The organism is Affinibrenneria salicis, assembly GCF_008710095.1.
Window position 1 is genome coordinate 305,022 of sequence record NZ_VYKJ01000003.1, and the last position, 20,824, is coordinate 325,845.

A 20,824-nucleotide genomic window follows, 5' to 3' on the forward strand; every position below is an offset into this window, starting at 1 on the left:
ATGGCTGATGCGGCGCATGCTTAACAGCGGTATTCCAGACTGGTCGTTAGCGTGCGGCCCGGATAACCGTTATCGCCGGGCGTGGTCGTAATGGCCGCCATCGGGTCGGTCAGGTTGGCCAGATAGAGCCCGACCTTAAGCGGGTCGTTAAAACGGGAGTTAGCAAACAGATCCAGCTTGATCACCCTGGGCCAGAGAGAGGCCTCTATCCAGCCATTGTCATTCGGCAGCGCGGTTGAAGAACTATTGACGGGAGTGGCGCTGCCAGGGTTTTGAACACGATCGACGTCATAGCAGGCGGCGCGCTGTTTGCCGCGGAAAGGTGTGGCGGCGCCCAGTTCCAGTCTTCTCTCATCGCGCGTCAGCGCGGCGGTCAGGCTGCCGCGGACCGGTGCGATCTCAATCTTTATGACAAACCGTCAGGCCCGCTAACCGTTTTGCGGAAAAATTTAACGTTTCGAGGATTTTTGTTTTCGCGCCGCAAAGCGGAAGAGGCGACGTATGGCGCGACCACACTGTGGGCTGGCTTCAGGCGCAGGGTTAGCACTGGTGCGGTTGGCCGGCGGAGGCGGCGAGTGGTTACGGCAGTCTGGTGCTGATGCCCAGGGCGCATTGTTTGGGCGAGATACCGGTGTGGCGGCGGAAAATGCGGCTGAAGTGACTGAGGTGGGCAAAGCCAACCGAGGCGGCCGTTTCCGTCACGGAGACGCCGCGCCGCAACAGGGCGATAGCCGCGTCGATGCGTATGCGGGTCAGGCACACATGGACGGAGCAGCCGTACAGGGCGTGGAAGCCCGATTGCAGCCGTTTTTCGTTGAGGCCGACGGTCCGTGCGAGGGCTTGTACGCTCCAGTCCTGATCGTAGTTTTTCTCCAGCAGGGCTCGCGCTTTGACCAGGCGCTGGCGGTCGGCGGGCACGGGCAGATTGAGCTGTCGCTGCGAGAGGTTTTCGCGCAGGAAGCAGGCGATGGCCTCGAAGGCTTTAGCACGCAGGTACAGGTCGTGGGAGATGCAGGGACCGGGATAGGTGCAGTCGAAGCCGAGTAGATCGCAGGCCAGGCGCTGCAGGCAACGGGAGGCCGGCATAACGCCCAAAAAAGCGTCAATGTGCGGCTGGTCGCCTGCGACGGTGCAGATGCGCCTGCGCAGGTCGTCCATCTGTAATCCGGTCAGGCCGGCCATGGCGGTTTGCGGCATGTGGATGCTGAGCATGCGGAAGGCGCCATCGGATTTGCCGTCGAGCACATTCCAGCCAGTGGTGTGCTGGCCGGTGGCCATCAGTATGGCGGAACCGGCCCGGGCATCGAGCACGGCGCCATCATCGAAAGCGGCCTGCATGCGCCCTTCGAGAAGAATGTTCACGCTGAGGGCGGAAGGCCCTTCGGCCTGGAACGCCCATTTGTTGCCAGGGTGTCCGTTGATGCAACTAATGCAGAGTCCTTCGCAAGGCTGGTATATGCGCACGGCATGCCGCCAGTCTTCATGAACGCCTGCCAGCCCCTTTTGCTTAAGTTTGCTCGGATCAAGGGCTGGCTGGTCGGATGTTGTGTCCAAACTCCCATCCATAAATTTTTTCCCTAAACATCAAGTTTTTTCCGTAAACCGTTAGCGCCGATTTTTAGCTGGCGTAATGATAATCAATATCATCATATACCCGGATTATCGCCAATTGAACAGAATAAGCATCGGCAATGGCGATTTACCCGCAAATAGCACATGACAAAGGCCCGTATCAGGCCATGGACTCTGATTACTATGTCGATATCTTCCCTGGCTTCGCCGCGCCTGAGTGCGCGGCAGGTGCTGCCCGCAATTGCAGGCATTTATATCAGCCAGACCATCATCACGGCATTGACCACCCAGGCGCTGCCGTCGTTGCTGCGCGACGCGGGTGCTTCGTTGCAGGTGGCGGGGTTGACCGCGTTGCTGTGGGTGCCCTGGGGGCTTCGCTTTCTGTGGGCGCCGGCCGTGGAGAGATGGCGCCTGCCAGCAGGGCGGCCGGAGCGGCGCTCGCGCGCCCTGGTGCTGACGGGGCAGTGGCTGATCGCGGCGATCCTGCTGGGTCTCGGTCTGGCGGCGTTGCCAGGGCATCTTTCCCTGACCGGTCATGCCGGCTGGATCCTGGGCGGGTTGCTGCTCGCGGCGCTGGTGGCGGCGACGACCGACGTGGCCAGCGATGGCTTTGCGGTGGATCAGCTGTCGAGCCTACAGCGCGGCTGGGGCAATGTGGCGCAGGTGGGCGGCAGCTATGTCGGCGCGATGTTGGGCGCGGGCGGTTTCCTGTTGGTGGCCGGAGTTGCCGGCTGGCCGTGGGCGCTGCTGTCGGCCAGCCTGGCGATGTCGCTGTTGAGCGTGCCGATGCTGCTGCTGCGCGAACCACCGCGCGACCGGGCGCAGGCGGCCGTCAGCCACCGGCCCGGGCTACTGCACGCGCTGCGCCGCCCTGAGGTGCGCAGCGGCTTGCTGCTGATGTTGCTATCGAGTATCGGCGTGCGCCTGACGCTGGGCATGTTCGGGCCGTTTCTGCTCGATCGCGGTATGAGTCTTGAGCAACTGGGCTGGTTGTTCGGCTCGCTGCATATTGGGGCGGGGCTGACGGGGGCCGTGCTGGGGGGCGTGCTGGCGCGTTGCGCGCCGGGTTGGCGCGCGGTCTGGATTGCCGTGAGCCTTGAGGCGTGCGTGCTGGTTGCGTTGACGCTGGCCGCGCCGTCGGCGCCGCTGCCGGCGTTGATGATGCTGATTGGGCTGATGTTCGCAACGCTGGGCCTGGTCTGGGTCGCGTTGTATTCGGCATTGATGGGGCTTGCTTCGCCGCTGCAGGCCGGGCTGGACTTCACGCTGTTCCAGAGCGCCGATGCCTTGCTGGCCATCGCTGGCGGCATTGCCGGAGGCTGGCTGGCGCAGCATTTGGGCTATGGCGTCTGTTTCGGGCTTGCGGCGGCTTCGGCCATCGCGGCGGCGCTGGTGGTCAAACGCAAAGCGCCTTCTCTGGATGGCAACGTACAGAAGGCGGCACAGCATGCGTGAGCATGATTCGCAGGTCACGAGCGGCGTCTGGTCCATTATGCGGCCCGTGCGGGGACAGATTACGTTCGCCATGCTGTTGGCCGGGCTGGCGGCGGCGGCCGCGTCGGGAGCCTTATGCGCGCTGGCCTGGGCGGCGCATGCATTGATGGCGTCGCCAGGGCGATGGCCATGGCCGGCCCTGCTGTCGGCCACGGCGCTGACGGTGTTGGCCTATGTGCTGCGGCTGGCCGGATTCAACCAGTCGCACTATGCCGCCTTCCGGCTGGAGACGCGGTTGCGCGCCGATCTGGCCGAGCATCTGGCCCGGGTGCCGCCGGGCTATGTGCAGCAGACCGGTTCCGGCGCGCTGAGCAAAGTGATGATGGAGGACGTGAAGGCGCTGCATGTGTTCGTGGCCGACAGCACGCCGCTGTACGCCCGCGCCTATGTCTCGCCGGTGCTGACCTTTGCGCTGCTGTGGCTGCTGGACTGGCGGCTGGCCCTGGCCGCCACGGCGGTGCTGGCGGTGGGCATGGCCGTGGCGTCGCTGGCGATGCGCGGCAGCGGCGCAATGATGCGGCGCTACCATGCCGCCGGCGAAAACGTCAGCAAGGCGGTGGTGGAGTATGTGCAGGCGATGCCGGTGGTGCGCACCTTCGACACCGGCGCGACCACGTTCCAGCGTTATCAGCGCGCACTCGATGCATTCCTGGACGTGGTGCTGCAGTGGTATCGGATGGCGGGGGTATCGTCCCGCCTGTCGATGGCCATCCTCAATCCGCTGCCCACGCTGGCGGCGCTGGTGTGGCTGGGCGGTTGGCTGATCGGCCGCGACGCGCTGGCCGCTTCCACCTGGCTGGCGGTGCTGCTGGTCGGCACCGGCATGGCCGAATCGCTGCTGCCGCTGATGTCGCTCAGGCACCTGGTGGCGAAAACGCAGATGAGCATTCACCGGATTCATGAGGTGATGGCCGAACCGGAACTGCCGGTGGTGGATGCCGCCGGCGCAAAGGCGCCGCAGGACGCGAGTGTGCGCTTCGAGCACGTCGATTTCCGTTACTCCCCTGATGGCGCGCTGGTGTTGCGGGACGTGAGTTTCAATGCGCCCCAGGGCAGCGTGACGGCGCTGGTCGGCCCCTCGGGCGCGGGCAAGACCACGGTGGCGCGTTTGATTCCGCGCTTCTGGGATGTCTGCGCGGGCTGTATCCGGGTGGGCGGCGTGGACGTGCGCGAGATGCTGCCTGAGACGTTGATGCGGCAGGTGGCCTTCGTGTTCCAGGATACCTTTCTGTTTGCCGACTCCCTTGCCAACAACATCCGGCTGGGAATGCCCGAGGCGCCGATGGATGAGGTGATCGATGCCGCCCGGGCGGCGCAGGCGCACGACTTCATCATGGCGCTGCCGCAGGGTTACGACACGCCCGCGGGCGAGCGGGGCGTTTTCCTGTCCGGCGGGCAACGCCAGCGCATCACCATCGCCCGCGCCATCCTGCAGAACCGGCCGATCCTGGTGCTGGACGAGGCCACCGCCTTCGCCGATCCCGAGAACGAGGCGGCGCTGGTGGCGGCGCTCTCCCGCCTGATGCGCGGCAAGACGGTGCTGATGGTGGCGCACCGGCTTTCGACCATCCGCGATGCCGACCAGATCCTGGTGTTCGACCAGGGAGGCCTGGCCGAGAGCGGCCGCCATGACGCGTTGATGGCGCAAAGCGGTGTCTATGCCCGACTGCGGCGCAGCTACGAGCGCGCGCAGCGCTGGACGCTGGCGGGAGAACAGGCATGAGTACATCGCAATCGACTCCACCGATCACCCCGCTTCGGGAGACCTGGCGTCAACTGATGATCAGCGCGCGCAGCCGTGCGCCGCGATTGCGGGCCAGTCTTGTCGGCCTGGCGGTCGCCGCCATCGTGCAGGGCTTGGCGCTGGCATGCCTGATGCCGCTGTTCCAGGCGTTGATCCTGGCGGCGAATTGGCCGGCCGCATTGCCCTGGCTGCTGGCGATGACGGCGCTGATGCTGGCGAGCGCGGCCATCCGCTGGTGGGCGCAGGGTTTCGACTACCGTGGCGACATGGTGCGGAACACGCACGAGCTGCGCACCGAACTGGGCGAGCAGTTGCGGCGGATCCCGCTGGCGGTGCTGCAAGACAAGCGGGCCGGTGGCGTGAACGCCACGCTGCTGGGCAATGTGGATGAGACGCTGAGCTACATCCTGACCGTCGCCAACCTGATGGCCGTCGCCCTGATAACGCCGGTGGCGGTGGCCCTGGCGGCACTGTGGTTCGACTGGCGCATGGGGCTGATTCTGCTGCTGGTGTTCCCGCTGCTGATTCCGTTGTATCGCTGGCGCCGTCCGGCCTATGGACGCGGCATGCGTATGCTGGTCGATGCCAACGAACGCGCCAGCAGCGACATTCTGGAATATACCCAGGGGTTGCCGGTGCTGCGCGCCGCCTGCTGCGCAGGCGAACGGGCGGCGACGTTGCAGGCGAGCTTCACGCACCTGGAAGCCATCCAGACCATCGGCCAGAAGAAAGGCGCCAGGCCGAACCTGATCCTGGCCACGGTGATGGAACTGGCGATCCTGCTGGTGGTATTCGCGGGCGCGCTGTTCGTGGTGCAAGGCACGCTGGATATCGCCATTCTGGCGGCGCTGATGGCGATCGTGGCGCGCTTTGGCGAGCCGCTGGCGACCTTCGTGCTGTACGCCAAACTCCTTGACCTGGTTGAAGCGGCGCTGGGCAAGATCGACGCGCTGCTGGCGATCAAGCCGCTGCCGCAGCAAACGTCGGCAATGGAGCCGGTGGATTTCAACGTGAACTTCATCGGGGTGAACTTCACCTATTCGGGCGGCGGGCAACCCGCATTGCGTGATTTTTCGGCGCGGCTGCCGGCCCGCAGTCTGACCGCGCTGGTGGGGCCGTCGGGATCGGGCAAAACGACGGTGACGCGCTTGCTGATGCGTCAAGCCGACCCCCAGGCGGGGCGGATCACGATTGGCGGCGTGGATGTGCGCGCCATCGCGCCGGAGCAACTAAACGCGCTGGTCTCGGTGGTGTTCCAGGACGTGTACCTGTTCGACGACAGCATCCTGGCCAATATCCGCATGGCGCGGCCGGAGGCCAGCGACGAGGCGGTCGAGGCCGCCGCCCGCGCCGCGCACTGCCACGAGTTCATCACCCGCCTGCCCGAAGGATATGCCACCCGCGTGGGCGACATCGGCGGGCGGCTATCGGGCGGCGAACGCCAGCGCATCAGCATCGCCCGCGCCATGTTGAAGAATGCGCCGATCGTGATTCTGGATGAACCCACCGCCGCGCTGGACGCCGAAAGCGAGGTGGCGGTGCAGGCGGCCATCGACGCGTTGGTGCGCGAACGTACGGTGATCGTCATCGCGCATCGGCTTTCCACCATCGCTGCGGCCGACCAAATCCTGGTCATCGATGACGGACGGCTGCTCGAAGAAGGCCGGCATGCCGGGCTATTGGCCCGTGCGGGGCGCTATGCCCGCATGTGGCAAGCTCAGCAAGCCGCCAACAACTGGCACGTGGGCCACTGACAAAAAACAATGGGAGAAAATTTGACAATGCGTGTATTCAGACCACATTTGACGACTTCCGCGTTGGCGGTTATCGCCGCCACCGCAGGGGGAACGGCCGCGCAGGGCCAGGAGCGGCAGCCGGACGGTCAGGAGACGCTCCAGACCATCGTGGTGACGGGCAGCAAGCGCAATGAAACGCTGGAGCGGTTCAATGGCGCCGCCAGCGTGGCGGACCGGTTGGATCTGGACGATGCCCAGGTGGCATCCACCCTGGAGCTGGACCGCGTGTTCCCCGAACTGTACATGTCGCACAGCGCGACCTTCCTGTTCCCGATCATCACGCTGCGCGGGGTGACCTCCGCGCAGGACTTCTATAACCCGGCCCTGACGATCTATGTGGACGGCGTGCCCCAGTTGCCGACTTTCGCCGCCCAGACGCTGCTGAGCGTGGAGCAGGTGGAATTGCTCAAGGGGCCGCAGGGCACGCTGTACGGCAAGAGCGCACAGGGCGGCGTGCTCAACATCGTCACGCAGAAGCCGGACGATATTCCCCGATTCACTGCGCGCGGCGGCGTCTCCAGTCGGGACGGCTACCTGTTGCAGGCCGAGGCGGCTGGCCCGCTGGTGCCGGATCTGTTGTACGGCTCGGTGTCGCTGCTGGGCAATGACGTCAATGGCGATGTGCGCAGCGACGTCATCGGCAGCGATCGGCTGGGCGGCGTGCGCTCACGCGCCGGCAACGCCAGGCTGAGACTGGCGCCGGCCGATAGCCCCTGGGAACTGGGGCTGTCGGCCGGGCGCGACTGCGCGACGGGAGATCAAGAAGTCTACACCCTGTTCGACGACTACCCGTCCCGCAAGGCCTATGTCCTGCCGAACCTGCCGCAAGCCTATCGCGATTACTACCAACGGCGCTGCGCCAACAGCGTTGCCGCCAATGGGCAGTACGATTTCGACATCTGGCGCCTGAATGTCATTGCCAGCAGCCAGCGCGTCCACACGACGCGCCGTTGGCCGCTGGATGCTTATTTCCCGCAGTTCGCGGAGCACTGGAAGCAGAATACCCAGGAGGTGCGCCTGTCGACGCACGGAACCGAAGAGGGCGGGCAACCGTCCCGCGTCTGGGATGCCGTGTTTGGCCTGTACCGGCAACAAGTGGACATGTCCAGGGGCTACCAGTTCGATAGGGTGCTGCCCAGCCTCTACCGGGTCGTCGATTCCCGTTCGGACAACCGCAGCGAATCCCTGGCGGCCTACGGCGATTCGACCTGGCACCTGACGCCCAGGATTGATATCACCACCGGCCTGCGTTTTTCGCGGGATGAGGCTCGCACCCGTTTCCAGGGCGAACAGATGGGCGCGGCCTTCCAGGGCAAGGCTTCGGCCAGCCAGAACACCTGGCTGGGCCACGCGGCGATCGGCTACCAGTTCGCGCCGCAATGGCGCGGCTATGTCAACATAGCCCAGGGCTACAAACCGCTGGGCTATAACCTCGCGCCGTCGAGCGTGGACGACGCAAACGGCTATGACCGCGAGCGTTCGATCAGCTATGAGACCGGCGTGCGCTATACCGGCGGCGATGTGCGCGCCAGCCTGGCCGTCTATCAGGTGGACAGCAAAGACGTCCAGCTCTACGGCGACGGCGACATGGGCAACCAGACGCTGCGCAATATCGGCGACACGCGTTCCGTGGGCGTGGAGTTCAACACCGAGTGGGATATGACGCGGCAATGGATGCTGAGCGCCGGCGGCTTCGTCAATGACGCCACGTTCCGCCGCTTCGAGGATTCCAGTGCCTGCACCGGCTGTAAAGACAATGACGTACCCATGGCGCCTGGGTATGGCTTGACCCTGGCTGCCAAAGGCAGCGTCCGCGTGGGCGATACGCTGCTGAGACCGCAACTGAGCGTGCGCCGCACGGGAGCCCACTACTTCGACAGCGCCAATACGTTGCGCCAGAACGCCTATACCCTGGTCGATGCCGCACTGGCCTGGAACCCGACGCACAGCCTGGAATTGACGCTCTATGCCCAGAACCTGACCGACAGGGACTACCGGACTTATGGGTTTTCTTACGGTGCGACGGGCAACTTCGCGCAGGTCGCGCCGGGGCGAACCGTCGGACTGATGGCGACCTATACGTACTGATGCCGTCAGCGGGAATTATTCTCTCCGATGACGCCGGGCGACGCATCGCCATTAATGCCGGTTATGACTATTTGCGGCGATTTTCCCTATATTGGGAACGTCGTTAACGGCAACCACGCGCGGCATCGTGTGCGCCTTGATAGAGGTTGCCGCACAGGGATAGTCTGTATCGGATGGCCGGGCTATGCATGAGCGCGCTTGCTATAAAATAACGCGGTTTCGGACGGCGGTAATCGCGAGGTGGCGTTGATGGGGGATCTTAACCGTTTGTTCCAAAAACATGCCTGCGACATCAATCGCTTGCTCGACAAGCGGGGACACCGGCCGGATGCGTCGGCGGATTTGACGCAGGATGTTTTCCTGCGGATGCTGACGTCCGCGCCGCCTGAGCGGGACGATAATCCTCAGGCCTGCCTCCGCCGGGGCGCGCATAATTTGTCGGTTGGCCTGTGCGGTCCGCGCCCGTCGGCTGGCGCTTCATCTCGGCGGCATTGTGTGGATGCGGCATAAGCCGCTGATGACGGCGGCCGACAGCATGCCGCCCGCCGCCATTATGATCGAACCGGCCGATATGCCGCAGGCCGTTGCCACCGAACATAACGAGATTTCGCCCGAGTCGCAGAACGCTCAGGCGAGTCGGGCGGCAGAGAACGCGGAATCGCCGCAGGCAATTCCGCGCGAACCAGGGGAAGAGAGGCCGCCACACCCGGTGACGTCACTCCCCGGGGCATGGCCGACTGGCGGCGGCAATGATGCCGGATATCGCCGAATAGCGCTTTAATGATAAAGGGAATGAATAAAGTAACGAGGCGGGGGTGTTGCCCGCCCCCGGCGGCCAGGCGTCAATATTTTTTGTACGGCAGGAACTTACCGGACAGCACCACGTGGACGCGGTCGCCTTTCGGGTCTTCCTCCCGCTGAATATCCATCGAGAAATCAATCGCGCTCATAATGCCGTCGCCGAACTCTTCATGAATCAGCTCTTTGATCGTGGTGCCGTAAATATTGACGATTTCGTACCAGCGGTAAATCAGCGGGTCGGTCGGCACCGCCGTCGGCAGCGATCCTTTGTAAGGAACGATCTGCAGCCAGGCGATGGCCTCATCGCTCAGATCAAACAATTCGCCGATAAGCTGCGCCTGGGCCTTGTCAAACGTCATCTGCCCCAGACAGCCCGCCGTCGTCCACTCCTTCGACAGGCCGATCCGGCTGGCGACATCGGCCCAGCGTAGTCCTTTACGCACTTTGGCGGACAGAATCATGGTGGTAACTTCATCGCGGCCAGTGATCATTTTACTCTCCTGTTTATCTCAGTTGGTCAGTGTGCATGTCTCAATGCGCTTGCCGGCGGAGCGTCTTATTGCCCCACAATATGGATTTTAGGCGCGGCGGGGTGTGCGTCCGGCTGCGGCGCGGCGTCGTCCGGCAGGCCGGGATAGACCACGACCGGCGTATCGGGCGCGTCGTCGGCATGACTCGCCTGAATGGTTTTTGAACGATTAATCAGAAAATCGACCAGATGGTTGCGCATCGGATAAAAACGCGGATGGTGGTGCAGCGACTCGCGCGTCCGATCGGCGGGCAGGGTATTGACCACGATTTCCGCGATGCGCGCGCCGGGACCGTTGCTCATCAGCATGATCTTGTCGGCGAGCAGGATCGCCTCGTCAACGTCATGGGTGATCATAAACACCGTCTGCTGCGTCGCCTTACAGATTTTCAGCAGTTCCTCCTGAATGATGCCGCGCGTCAGCGCGTCCAGCGCGCCGAACGGCTCATCCATCAACAACATTTTCGGCTCGACCGCAAATGCCCGCGCGATGCCGACGCGCTGTTTCATGCCGCCGGAAAGTTCGCTCGGCTTCTTGTGGGCGGCGGACTGCAGCCCGACCATCTCCAGATAGCGGGCGCCGTGCCGACGAACTTTTTCCCCCGGCCAGTCCGGGTAGCGCGAACGCACGGCGAAGGCGATATTTTTCTCCACCGTCAGCCAGGGCAGCAGGGCGTGGCTCTGGAACACCACGCCGCGGTCCAGCCCCGGCCCGCAGATCTCGCGGCCGGACATGATCACGCCGCCGCCGCTGGCCTCTTCAAGACCGGCGATCACGTTAAGGATGGTGCTCTTGCCGCAGCCGGAATGGCCGATGACGCAGATAAACTCTCCGCGCTGGATGTCGAAGTTGATATTGTCGAAAACCGGCGGCAGGTCATCGCGATAGCGTTTCGACAGCTTTTCCACTTTGATAAAGGGCTGAACATATTTACGCGCGTCACTCTGCATAGGTCACCTTTTTTTGAAGCGTGGCGAACGCCAGATCAAGCAGCATGCCGATCAGGCCGATCATTAGCACCGCAAAGATCACATTGCCTAACGACAGGTTATTCCATTCGTTCCAGACGAAATAACCGATGCCGGTGCCGCCGATCAGCATTTCGGCGGCGACGATCACCAGCCAGGCGATGCCCATTGAGATGCGCATGCCGGTAATGATCGTCGGCGCGGCGGCGGGCAGCACTACCAGCAGGGCCTTTCTCAACGGCTTAACCTCCAGCGTTCGGGCGACGTTGAGCCAGTCTTTGCGTACGCCGGCCACGCCAAAGGCGGTATTAATCAACATCGGCCATACCGAACAGATGAAAATGACAAAAATCGCCGAGGCGCCGGCATCCTTAATGGTATAGAGCGCGATCGGCATCCAGGCCAGCGGCGAGATCGGCTTTAAAATTTGAATAAAGGGATCGAGCGCGCGGTAGAGCACCGGCGACATGCCGATGGCGAACCCCAGCGGGATTGCCGCCAGCGCCGCCAGCAGGTAGCCCAGCCCGACGCGCTCCAGCGAGTGGGCGAGCTGAATGCCGATGCCCTTATCGTTGGGGCCGTTGTCGTAGAACGGATCCGCCAGCTGTTGCCATACCAGGCGGCCGAACTGAGCCGGCGTCGGCATGCCGGTAATCTTGTCCGCGCCGGCCGCCGGCGCGGCGGACTGGCCCATCAGCGCCGCGTATTCATCGTCGGCGGCCGACGGTGGCGGAACGGCCGGCTGGTCGGTGGCCGTCTGCCAGACCAGTAAAAAAATCAGCAGCAGCACCAGCGACAGCAGCGCGGACTTCATCCGTAGCGATTTCATTATTTTGTCCTCTTAGCCGCGCTTGATGGCGAAGCCGTCGATATAGGCCTGCGGCTGCGTGGGATCGAAGCTGCGCCCCATAATTTCGAACGGCTTATAGCCGGACAGCGGCTCGGCATGAGCCTCAGCCATCTTCAGTTCCGCCATGTGGCGTCGGGCGTCGGTCAGCATGAACACCTGCTCGGCCAGCGCGTTGAAGTTCACTTCCTGCTTGATGTAGCCCCAGCGTTTCATCTGGGTCAGCATCCAGGTCGCCATGGAATACCAGGGCATCGGATCGAAACTGGCGCGATCCGGCTGGTTTTGTATCTGGCCCAGCCCGTCGGCGTAGCGGCCGTCCAGCGCCTGGCGAATAACAATTTCCGGCTGGTTGAGGTAGTTGCGCGTGGCGATGGCTTTGGCGATATCCGGCAAATTCGCGCGATCATTGGCGGCGACGGAAGCGTTGAGGATCGCGCGATACAGCGCGGCGAAAGTATTGGGATTCTGTTCGATAAACGCCTTGCCGGCGCCGAAGGAGCAGCAGGGATGTCCATTCCAGATATCTTTGGACAAAATATGGATAAAACCGACCTCGTCATACACGGCGCGCTGGTTGAACGGATCGGGGCCCAGAAAGCCATCGATATTGCCCGCGCGCAGGTTGGCGATCATCTCCGCCGGCGGCGTGATGCGCAACTGCACGTCGCGATCGGGATCGAGGCCGTGCTCCGCCAGATAATAGCGCAGCAGGAAATTATGCATTGAATACTCGAAGGGGATGGCGAAGCGGAAGCCTTTCCAGTTGCGCGGGTCGCGATTTTCCTTGTGCTTTATCGCAAGCGTGATGGCCTGACCGTTGGTGTTTTGGATCTCGGCCACCTGCATCGGGCTGGCGGACGAGCCGAGCCCCATGGTGATGGCCAGCGGCATCGGCGCCAGAAACTGCGAGGCGTCCAGTTCGCCGTTCAGCATGTTGTCGCGAATCAACGCCCAGCCCGCCGTTTTCTGCAGGCTGACCTCCAGACCCTGCTGCCGGTAGTAGCCCATCGGGTCCGCCATGATCAGCGGCGTGGCGCAGTTGATCGGAATAAAGCCGATCCTGAGGTTTTTCTTTTCCAGCGGCCCGCGCTCCGCCGCCATCGCCTGCATGGCGGACAGCGGCAACACGCTGGCGATCGCCGCCATCGCGGTGCCGGCGCCCACCGCTTTGAGGAAGCGCCGTCGGGTCGGCTCATGAGGGAACAGCGCGCGCACCGCTGACGCTTCGACAAAGTCCTGCGAGAGCGTTTCCTCATCGCGCCCGCGCGCGAGACGCCTCCGTTCGCGTTCGCTATCGTGCTGTTGTTGATCGCGATGTTGTCCGCAACTGCACCCGCTAAGGCTCGACATGTCTGAATACGGGCGAAAAAAGTTTTTATCATTCATCGTATTTTTCTCTTCGGTGGCGGTCATTAGGCGGCCGGGCATGGTCCGACGCGCAGCGTGGAGGCGGTGGCGCCGTTGAGCGATTGCTCCATGAGTAAAAAATCGTTTCTTTGCTCTACGATGCGCCATTCCCCCTGGCGGCACGGAACGCCGTGCAGTTCAATCGGCAGGGAGCGCGTCTTCAGCCTGATCACCGGCCAGCTATGCTGATAGCCGCTAAACGTCATGCCGGACAGATGGCGGGCGATCACTTCCGCCTGGTGCGCGATAGGTTCGATGAAACGACAGGCGGCGCCGTTAATACTGACGCAGTCGCCCAGCGCGTAAATATCCGGGTTGCTGCTCTGCAGGGTGTCGGGCGACACGACGATGCCGTCTTTGAACAGCAGCCCGGCGCGCTGCGCAAGGCGTTTATCCGCCGTCAGACCGGTCGCCGCCACCACCAGATCGACCGTCCGCGTTCTGCCCGCGGCGCTGCTGACGAGCTTGCGGCCGCCGGGCTGCGGGGTAATCCGGCTGACCTGATCGTCGCCCCAGTAGTCAATTCCCAACCGCGCCTGACTGGCGCGCAACATCAGCGCGGCCTCGCACGGCAGCAGCGCGCCCAGCGGCCACGGCTGGCGATCGATCAGGGTCACCCGGTGACCGGCGCGGCTGAGATCCTCCGCCAGTTCGCAGCCGATCATACCGGCGCCGACAATGGCGACCTCGCGCGCGTCGCCGGCCAGCGCCGCCCGCAGACCGACCCAGCCGTCGAGATCGTTGATGCGCCAGCATAACGCGGGCGGTAATGACGGCGGCAGAAAGGGCCGCGCGCCGATCGCCAGAATGAGTTTGCTGTAATTCACGGTGCCGCGGGTGGTTCTTAGCTGATGAAGCGCGGGGCTCAGGCCGGTAATAAAGGTTTTCGTCATCAGCGTCACGCCCAGACGCCGGGCCGCATCCGATGCGCTTTCCCGCACCAGCGAGGCGGGCGTGCAGTTGCGGCTAATGGCCACCGACAGCTCCGGCTTGTGATAGCGGCTGGCGTCGCATGCGGCGATCAGCGTAATGGGAAGGGCGGCGTCCTGCTCGCGAAGGGCGCTGACGGTCGCCCAGCCGGCGATGCCGCCGCCCACCACCACCACGCCGTCGGCGCGGGGGGGGGCGCCGACGCGCCTGGCCGTTACCGGCGCGGCGCGCCTGACGTAAGGCTCAAAATCCGTTTTGGTCACGCCGCACAGCGGGCATTGCCAGTCGTCGGGAATAGCCTCAAAGCGAGTGCCGGGCGGCAAACCGCCGTCGGGATCGCCGAATTCCTCGTCATAAATCAAACCGCAGGCGCGGCAGATAAATTGCCGCCACGGGCGCGCCGCCTCGCTCATACCGGCATCTCCTCTTGCAGCAGTCTGGCCATTTCCCAGCGCAGGTGTTTTATCGCCGGGGTGACGATGGCGATAAAGTGCGCTTCGCGAATGCGGCGCTGCGGCGCGGCCGATTTGAGATAGCCGCGCGCGCCCTGATGGAGAAGCGCCGACTGGGTCGCCCGCAGCGCCAGCTCGGCGCCTTGCGCTCTGGCGTCGAGCACATCCAGCAGATAGTCCCGGCCGCCGTCAAACGGGGTCTGCGCCAGCGCGGCGATGCGGGCGCCGAGCTCGTCAAGCTCAGCCTGAATCTGTGGCGGACCGTCGTGTAAAAAGGCGTTTACGTGGCCGAGCGTGGCCGCCACCTCATGCATCGCGTCGATGCTGGCCTGCACCAGACCGGTGGCCATCCCGGTCTGCAACAGAATAAAAGCGGCGCGGATGCGCGACACCAGCGGCTTCGCCGGGTCGGCGACGATGCTGTCGCGGCCGACGAAATAGTCGACCAGCTTGATGCGCCAGGTGCTGGTGCCCTCCATGCCGGAAAAGGCGGGGCAGGGATGCAGTTCGGCCCGCTGGTCCAAATCCAGCATGAACAGTATTTCGTGCGTGATCTCTCCGCTGCGATTTTCAACGCCGGCAATCGCTCCGCAGTACTGTCCTCTGGCGATATGGCTGACCCAGGGCAGGGAGCCGTTGATCAGATAACCGTCGCGCACCGGGCTGGCGCGCAGCAGCATGGGTTCAATACCGCTGAGCGCTTTCATCGGGTTGGACAGCGCGGTGCCGCCGAAGGTGTCGCCCGCCGCGTGCCGGGTCAGCCGGGCGCGCAGCGCGGTATTCTCCGACTGATCCATATACAGACCGCAAACGGCGTGGCACCACATCAGGAAGGCGGTCGAACCGCACACCTGACCGACTTCGTGCATCGCCGCCAGCGCCAGGTCGTAGCGCGAGCCGGCGGCGCTCAGGTGCGCGCTCAGCGCGCCGGTCTGGCCGAGCGCCGCCATGATATCAAGCGGATAATAGCCTTCGCGGTCTATGCGCTGCGTCAACTGCGCCAGCGGCCCCTGCGCAATGCGTTTCACGCCGGCCAGCAGCCCGGATGAGGAAAAGGTATCCACTGAAGAAGTCATGGTCCGCTCCGACAATCAATCGTTAATCGGCAAGGCCGATGGTGAACGGAATGGGGTTGCGCAGGCTGTTGGCCACCGGCGAGTAGTGGTTGGCGCGCTGCACGATCTCGGCCAGCGCCTCGCGCGACGCGTCGCCCTCCACCCGCACGCTGACGCGGATCTGCTGGAAGCCCATCTGTTCCGGCGCCATCTCCGCGCCGCCGGCGCCCCAGGCCGCCGGGTTGCCGATATCCGCCTCAAGGAAAATCTCCAGCCGGGTCAGCTTTACCTGTTTCCAGGTCGCCACGGCGGTGATGCCGACGGCCAGACAGCCGCCCAGCCCCGACAGGACGATTTCACCCGGCGCCGGCGCGCTGTCTTCGCCAAACAGATGTAAAGGTTCATCGACCACGACCGCTTCATGTTGGCCGACATAGCTGAGGGAACGATACATACCCTGCATGACGGTATGCACTTTATTCGTACCGCGCGCGCCGGGGTTATTGCGTCCTTTGTCGGCAAAGGCGAGCAGACCTTCGCGATCGATCGGCTTCAGATAAGCGGTTACGGTTTTTGCAGTTTGATGCGGCTCTGACATGGGAATCTCCAGCGATTGACAGGTGTCCGTCACGGGACGGTACTGTCTGTTAAGCAGGGATCGTGCCAGTATGTTTAACCTATAATAAGTCGTTTTTAATCAGATGGTTAATTTCACTGCGGCGCCGTCAGGCGGCGAGGTTGTGATTTTTATTGCTTCTTTTTATTTCCTGATTGTTAACATTGTGAACAATGTTGACAATGTGTTTCGTTTTGGTTGCATTAAAAGACGGCGCGCCGGACATGGCCGGATGCCGCTCGCGGATTGTTATCGTCGGTTGAATACTGTTATCCGCCCGGGCGCATTGATTGGCCGGCGCTCGCCCACTACGCTTTATAGCTGATGAATCAAACGACCTGAGAGGTTAGCAGCATGAGTCAACATAACGCGCCCTCCGCCCTTGTGACCGGCGCTTCGCGCGGCATCGGGCGGGCTATCGCCGAACGACTGGCGGCCGACGGATTTGGCGTCGCCGTCGGTTATTCCGGCAGCCGGAACAGGGCGGATGAAACGGTCAGCGCCATCGAAGCGGCCGGCGGGCAGGCCATCGCGCTGCAGGGCGACATCAGCCGGCCGCAGGACGTGGAGCGGCTGTTTGCCGCCGCGCAGGCCCGCTTCGGTCGTCTCGACGCGGTGGTCAACAGCGCCGGCGTGATGTCGATGGCGACGATTGGCGCAGAGAATCTGCCCGCCTTCGACCAAACCATCGCCACCAACCTGCGCGGCGCGTTTTTGCTGATGTCGTACGCCGCGGAGCGGCTGCGGGAAGGCGGCCGCATCATCATGCTGTCCACCAGCGTGATCGCCAAATCCTTCCCGGGCTACGGCCCCTATATCGCCAGTAAGGCGGCGGTAGAAGGGCTGGTGCCGGTACTGGCCAACGAGCTGCGCGGGCGTCAGATCACGGTTAACGCCATTGCGCCGGGGCCGGTCGGCACGGCGCTGTTCTTTAACGGCAAGAGCGAGCAGCAGATCGCCCATATCGCCAGCCTGGCGCCGCTGGAGCGCATCGGCACGCCGCAAGAAATCGCCGCCGCCGTCTCCTTTCTGGCCGGCGCGGACGGCGGCTGGGTGAACGGCCAGGTGATTCGCGTCAATGGCGGCTTCGCCTGATCCTTCGCGGCCGCGCAGTTCGGGTTCTGCGCGCGCCGACGAATCTCCGTGACGGATCACGTTTGTCGCACGTCCTTTGGCCTGAACAATTGTAAATAAGAATCGCCATCTATATGCTCGCGTTTAGCGTCGGTCGGCGACGCGGCGGGACGATTGCGGCGGGGGACGAGTCATGATGTCATTTTATGCCAGGGCGCTGCGCGAGCTGGGCGCCGTGTTTACGCAGCTTGATGACGGCGACGTTCAGCAGGCGCTGGCGCTGATCCAGCGGGCGCAGCGCATCGCGCTGTATGGCGTCGGGCGCGAGGGGCTGCAAGTCAAAGGATTCGCCATGCGCCTCTGCCACCTCGGGCTGCGAGCCGCGGTGGTGGGCGAGATGAGCGCGCCGCCGATCGGGCCGGGCGATGTGCTGATTGTTTCCGCCGGTCCGGGCTGGTTCTCCACCGTCGAGGCGTTGCTGACAACCGCGCGGCGGGCGGGGGCCGCAACGCTGTGCGTCACCGCGCGGCCCGACGGCGTCTGCGCGCGGCTCGCCGATCGGGTGATTATTCTGCCGGCGCAGACTATGGCTGAGCCGGCCACGGACGACGGTTCGGTGTTGCCGTTGGGCTCGCTGTATGAAGGCGCGCAGTATCTGCTGTTCGAGGCGATGATCGTGCGTCTGCGCACGATGCTGGCCATTTCTCCGGCGACGCTGGCCGCCAATCACACCAACCTTGAGTGAGCGGCAGAAACCGGCGCGGTGATGGACTGGTCATGCTTCAGGTCGCCGATGCCGTTGGCTTTCCTCATTCATCCCCCGCCGCTTAGCCAGCCGGGCCGCGAGGGGGAATGAGCGGCATGCTGTCGCTCAGCGCAGGCCAGCCGCTGGCTGGACAAATTCGGCTGCCGCGTTACGGGACGCATTGATGCGCCTCGCCGATAAAGGGCCAACGCACCGCGTTGTTCAAAACGATAACGAGTATCGAGCGCCATCGTCGGCGATGGCCTGTTGAGGAGGATGTGTGCAGGGAGAGTTCAGAGGGGAAATGGAAAACGACCATCTGCGGGCGCGTATCGCCTGGTTTTACTTTGTCGGCGGGTTGACGCAGCAGCAAATCGCCGATCGGCTCAATATCACGCGCCTGCGGGTAAATAAAACCATCGGTCAGATACGCTCGGAGGGCAACGTGCTGGTCGATCTGCGCCTGCCTCTGGTGGAGTGCGTCGATCTCGAAGAGAAACTGAAACAAAAATTCGCGCTGGCCGATGCGAGCGTGACGCCTTCTCTGCCGGACTATATCGAGCAACAGCGCGCCATCGGCGAGGCGGCGGGCGTGATGCTCGACAGCCTGCTGCACCAGTATAAAGGCATCGGCGTCGGCTGGGGCCGCACCCTGAGCTTCAGCGTGCGACGCATTACCGCCAAACGGCCGAAGGACTCGTGGGTAGTCGGCCTGATGGGCGGGGTGACGCGCGGTTCCGGCACCAATACCTTCGAGGTCTCGACCGCGTTGGCCCAGGCGCTGGATGTGGAGTGCCACTATCTCACCGCGCCCATTTACTGCCCCTCGCTGGAAAGTCGCGCGGCGCTGCTGATGCACGAAGAACTGGCCGCGGTGATGCGGCGCGCCGCGGACGCGCAGCTGGCGCTGGTGTCGTGCGGCGATCTGTCGGCTCGCTCGCCGATCACGCCGATCACCATCGTGCGCGATCACCTTGACGAATTGATTGCGCGCGGCAGCATCGGCGAAGTTCTTGGCTGCTTCCTGGACAAGGACGGCGAGGTGATCGCCCACCCGGTGAATGATTCGATTATGGCGTTGCCGCTGGTGAAGCTGAAGGAAAAGCCGGCGTCGATTCTCGCCTCAGGCGGCGGTAATAAGGTCAACATCATTCGCGCCATTCTGCGCGGGCGCTATGTCAACCGGCTGGTGACGGATGAAGAGGTCGCCCGTCAGTTGCTAAACGATAGCGGCGCGTAACGCCGCGCCGCCGCATCGCGGCGTTTCTGTTGTCTCTGTCGTCGCTAAGTCGCGATAACGCGCATTGTTTCCCATCCGCCGCTTTTGTCGCCGGGCGTAAATCCCCGGCGCCGACTCTCATGCAGACTCATCCACGCTTGCCGGGCGCATCGCCGCGCCTCTTTGTGATGCGCGTGGCGTTTATGTAGCAAAATCGTTCAATTCTGTTAATTCGCACGCCATAGCGATGTGGTTTATGTGAGCGTGGGCGCAGATAAAGGAAAAATAACGTGGAAAGATGCGCTCGTGAGATAAGTGTATTTTAAATTTTACAAATGTACGATGTTTATCTCCAGGCCATTGGTCACCGGGCTTTGCCGGTTGCGTCAGCGTGCTGTCGCAACCGGACGAACGCCGTCGTCCGGTGCGGATAACGGTTTCTATAGGGAGTGGACAATGAACAAGATCCCGCTGAGCGCGTTGCTCGCCGCCGCATTGATATTACCCCTCACGGCTTTCGCCCAGGACGAGCAGGCCGGACTGAGCAAAAAAGACAGTTACCGTTTCGTGATTATCCCCAAAGTCGTGCACCCGTGGTTCGACAAGGTGAATAACGGCGCGAAACAGGCCGCCGCGGTGCTGAAGGCGCAAACCGGTGCCGATGTGCAAATTATCTACAGCGCGCCGCAGCAGGCCGACGTGGTGTTGCAGAATCAAATTCTGGAAAGTTCCATCGCCACCCGGCCGGACGGCATCGCCATCGATTTACTCGACGAAAAGGGCAACCGCGCATCGCTGGAAGAGGCGGTGGACCAGGGCATTCCCGTTACTATCTTCGACTCCGTGGCGCCGGCGGATATGCCGCTGACCAGCATCGGCAATGATTTTTGCGAGCAGGCGCAGATCGCGGCGCGCCGGCTGGTGGAACTGCTCAACGGGCAGGGCGAGGTGGCGATCATGATGGGCGTGCCCAGCGCACCGAACCACGCCATTCGCGCCGACTGTCACCGGAAAACCTTCGCGCAGCATCCCGGTATTAAGGTCGTCGCCACCGGTATCGACAACGACGATATAGAAACGGCGCAAAAGCAGGCGGCGGCCATTATGCAGGCGCACCCGAATCTGAAGGGCTGGGTGGCGTCGGACGCGGCCGGACCGATCGGCATCGGCCAGGCGATCAAAGAGGCTAATAAGGCCAATCAGGTTCTGCTGGTCGGTCTGGACGATCTGGCGGAAATGCTGCAGTTGATCCGCGACGGCGTGGCCGACAGCACCTCTTCCACCAAACCGGAAATGCAGGGGTACTGGGCGGTGATGACCATGTGGCAGAAGGCGATTGGCATCGAAACGCCGAAATATATCGATACCGGCATTGCGGTCATCAACAAGGATAACGTCGGCGAATAGGGACAGCGGCGCCTTCGGGGCCGGCGCGCCCCGCGACGGCGCGGCAACAGAACCGGCGCGCGCAGGCCTCCACATG

17 protein-coding genes are annotated in these 20,824 nt (G+C 63.3%); 8 read left to right on the forward strand and 9 right to left on the reverse strand.

The window, feature by feature from the left end; all coding sequences use genetic code 11:
• Nucleotides 1–20: 20 nt before the first annotated feature.
• Both FJU30_RS26780 and FJU30_RS08555 read right to left on the reverse strand, forming a co-directional pair.
• Entirely contained in the window at nt 21–185 is a 165-nt protein-coding gene (locus FJU30_RS26780; RefSeq protein WP_191091550.1) for a hypothetical protein, read from the reverse strand.
• A gap of 394 nt (nt 186–579) precedes the next feature.
• A complete protein-coding gene (locus tag FJU30_RS08555) occupies nt 580–1,566 on the reverse strand; it encodes a helix-turn-helix transcriptional regulator (RefSeq protein WP_150434538.1) in 987 nt (328 codons plus the stop codon).
• Between the two features lie 189 nt (nt 1,567–1,755).
• On the opposite strand from FJU30_RS08555, the gene FJU30_RS08560 reads away from it, so the two are divergent.
• Genes FJU30_RS08560 through FJU30_RS08575 form a run of 4 tightly spaced genes read left to right on the forward strand, consistent with a single transcriptional unit; the run spans nt 1,756 to nt 8,694 of the window.
• Nucleotides 1,756–3,027, forward strand: coding sequence for an MFS transporter (locus FJU30_RS08560; RefSeq protein ID WP_150434539.1), 1,272 nt, complete (start codon nt 1,756–1,758; stop codon nt 3,025–3,027).
• Nucleotides 3,020–4,789 carry an ABC transporter ATP-binding protein gene (locus tag FJU30_RS08565; RefSeq protein ID WP_191091560.1) on the forward strand — a complete coding sequence of 590 codons (1,770 nt, stop codon included), beginning with the start codon at nt 3,020–3,022 and terminating at the stop codon, nt 4,787–4,789. Before FJU30_RS08560 ends, FJU30_RS08565 begins: the two co-directional genes overlap by 8 nt.
• Nucleotides 4,786–6,564 (forward strand): ABC transporter ATP-binding protein, encoded by a 1,779-nt coding sequence (locus tag FJU30_RS08570; RefSeq protein ID WP_150434540.1) that lies wholly within the window; start codon nt 4,786–4,788, stop codon nt 6,562–6,564. The genes FJU30_RS08565 and FJU30_RS08570 overlap by 4 nt, the downstream gene beginning before the upstream one ends.
• Before the next feature lie 27 nt (nt 6,565–6,591).
• Nucleotides 6,592–8,694: a TonB-dependent receptor gene (locus tag FJU30_RS08575; protein WP_150434541.1), complete on the forward strand. Its 2,103-nt coding sequence runs from the start codon at nt 6,592–6,594 to the stop codon at nt 8,692–8,694.
• Between the two features lie 842 nt (nt 8,695–9,536).
• On the opposite strand, the gene cynS is transcribed toward FJU30_RS08575, so the two are convergent.
• From cynS to FJU30_RS08615, 7 genes are all read right to left on the reverse strand, one after another.
• Complete coding sequence (gene cynS / locus FJU30_RS08585) at nt 9,537–9,986, reverse strand: cyanase (protein ID WP_150434542.1); 450 nt, start codon at nt 9,984–9,986, stop codon at nt 9,537–9,539.
• 65 nt (nt 9,987–10,051) lie between these two features.
• Nucleotides 10,052–10,975, reverse strand: a complete 924-nt coding sequence (locus FJU30_RS08590; RefSeq protein ID WP_150434543.1) for an ABC transporter ATP-binding protein — start codon at nt 10,973–10,975, stop codon at nt 10,052–10,054.
• Nucleotides 10,965–11,822 carry a nitrate ABC transporter permease gene (gene ntrB, locus FJU30_RS08595; RefSeq protein WP_150434544.1) on the reverse strand — a complete coding sequence of 286 codons (858 nt, stop codon included), beginning with the start codon at nt 11,820–11,822 and terminating at the stop codon, nt 10,965–10,967. Before ntrB ends, FJU30_RS08590 begins: the two co-directional genes overlap by 11 nt.
• Nucleotides 11,823–11,834: 12 nt before the next feature.
• Nucleotides 11,835–13,229 (reverse strand): ABC transporter substrate-binding protein, encoded by a 1,395-nt coding sequence (locus FJU30_RS08600; protein WP_150434545.1) that lies wholly within the window; start codon nt 13,227–13,229, stop codon nt 11,835–11,837.
• A gap of 26 nt (nt 13,230–13,255) precedes the next feature.
• On the reverse strand, nt 13,256–14,593 hold the full coding sequence (locus FJU30_RS08605) for an FAD-dependent oxidoreductase (protein WP_150434546.1): 1,338 nt from the start codon (nt 14,591–14,593) through the stop codon (nt 13,256–13,258).
• Nucleotides 14,590–15,708, reverse strand: coding sequence for an acyl-CoA dehydrogenase family protein (locus FJU30_RS08610; protein WP_150434547.1), 1,119 nt, complete (start codon nt 15,706–15,708; stop codon nt 14,590–14,592). The genes FJU30_RS08605 and FJU30_RS08610 overlap by 4 nt, the downstream gene beginning before the upstream one ends.
• A gap of 22 nt (nt 15,709–15,730) precedes the next feature.
• Nucleotides 15,731–16,285: an OsmC family protein gene (locus FJU30_RS08615; protein ID WP_150434548.1), complete on the reverse strand. Its 555-nt coding sequence runs from the start codon at nt 16,283–16,285 to the stop codon at nt 15,731–15,733.
• A gap of 372 nt (nt 16,286–16,657) precedes the next feature.
• Between FJU30_RS08615 and FJU30_RS08620 the strand changes: the two genes are divergently transcribed.
• The 4 genes from FJU30_RS08620 to FJU30_RS08635 all read left to right on the forward strand — a co-directional run bounded on the left by FJU30_RS08620 (nt 16,658) and on the right by FJU30_RS08635 (nt 20,748).
• A complete protein-coding gene (locus FJU30_RS08620; RefSeq protein WP_150434549.1) occupies nt 16,658–17,398 on the forward strand; it encodes an SDR family oxidoreductase in 741 nt (246 codons plus the stop codon).
• A gap of 172 nt (nt 17,399–17,570) precedes the next feature.
• On the forward strand, nt 17,571–18,122 hold the full coding sequence (locus tag FJU30_RS08625; protein WP_150434550.1) for an SIS domain-containing protein: 552 nt from the start codon (nt 17,571–17,573) through the stop codon (nt 18,120–18,122).
• A gap of 280 nt (nt 18,123–18,402) precedes the next feature.
• Entirely contained in the window at nt 18,403–19,362 is a 960-nt protein-coding gene (locus FJU30_RS08630; RefSeq protein ID WP_150434551.1) for a sugar-binding transcriptional regulator, read from the forward strand.
• Nucleotides 19,363–19,797: 435 nt separating this feature from the next.
• Nucleotides 19,798–20,748 carry a substrate-binding domain-containing protein gene (locus FJU30_RS08635; RefSeq protein WP_150434552.1) on the forward strand — a complete coding sequence of 317 codons (951 nt, stop codon included), beginning with the start codon at nt 19,798–19,800 and terminating at the stop codon, nt 20,746–20,748.
• Nucleotides 20,749–20,824 lie beyond the last annotated feature (76 nt).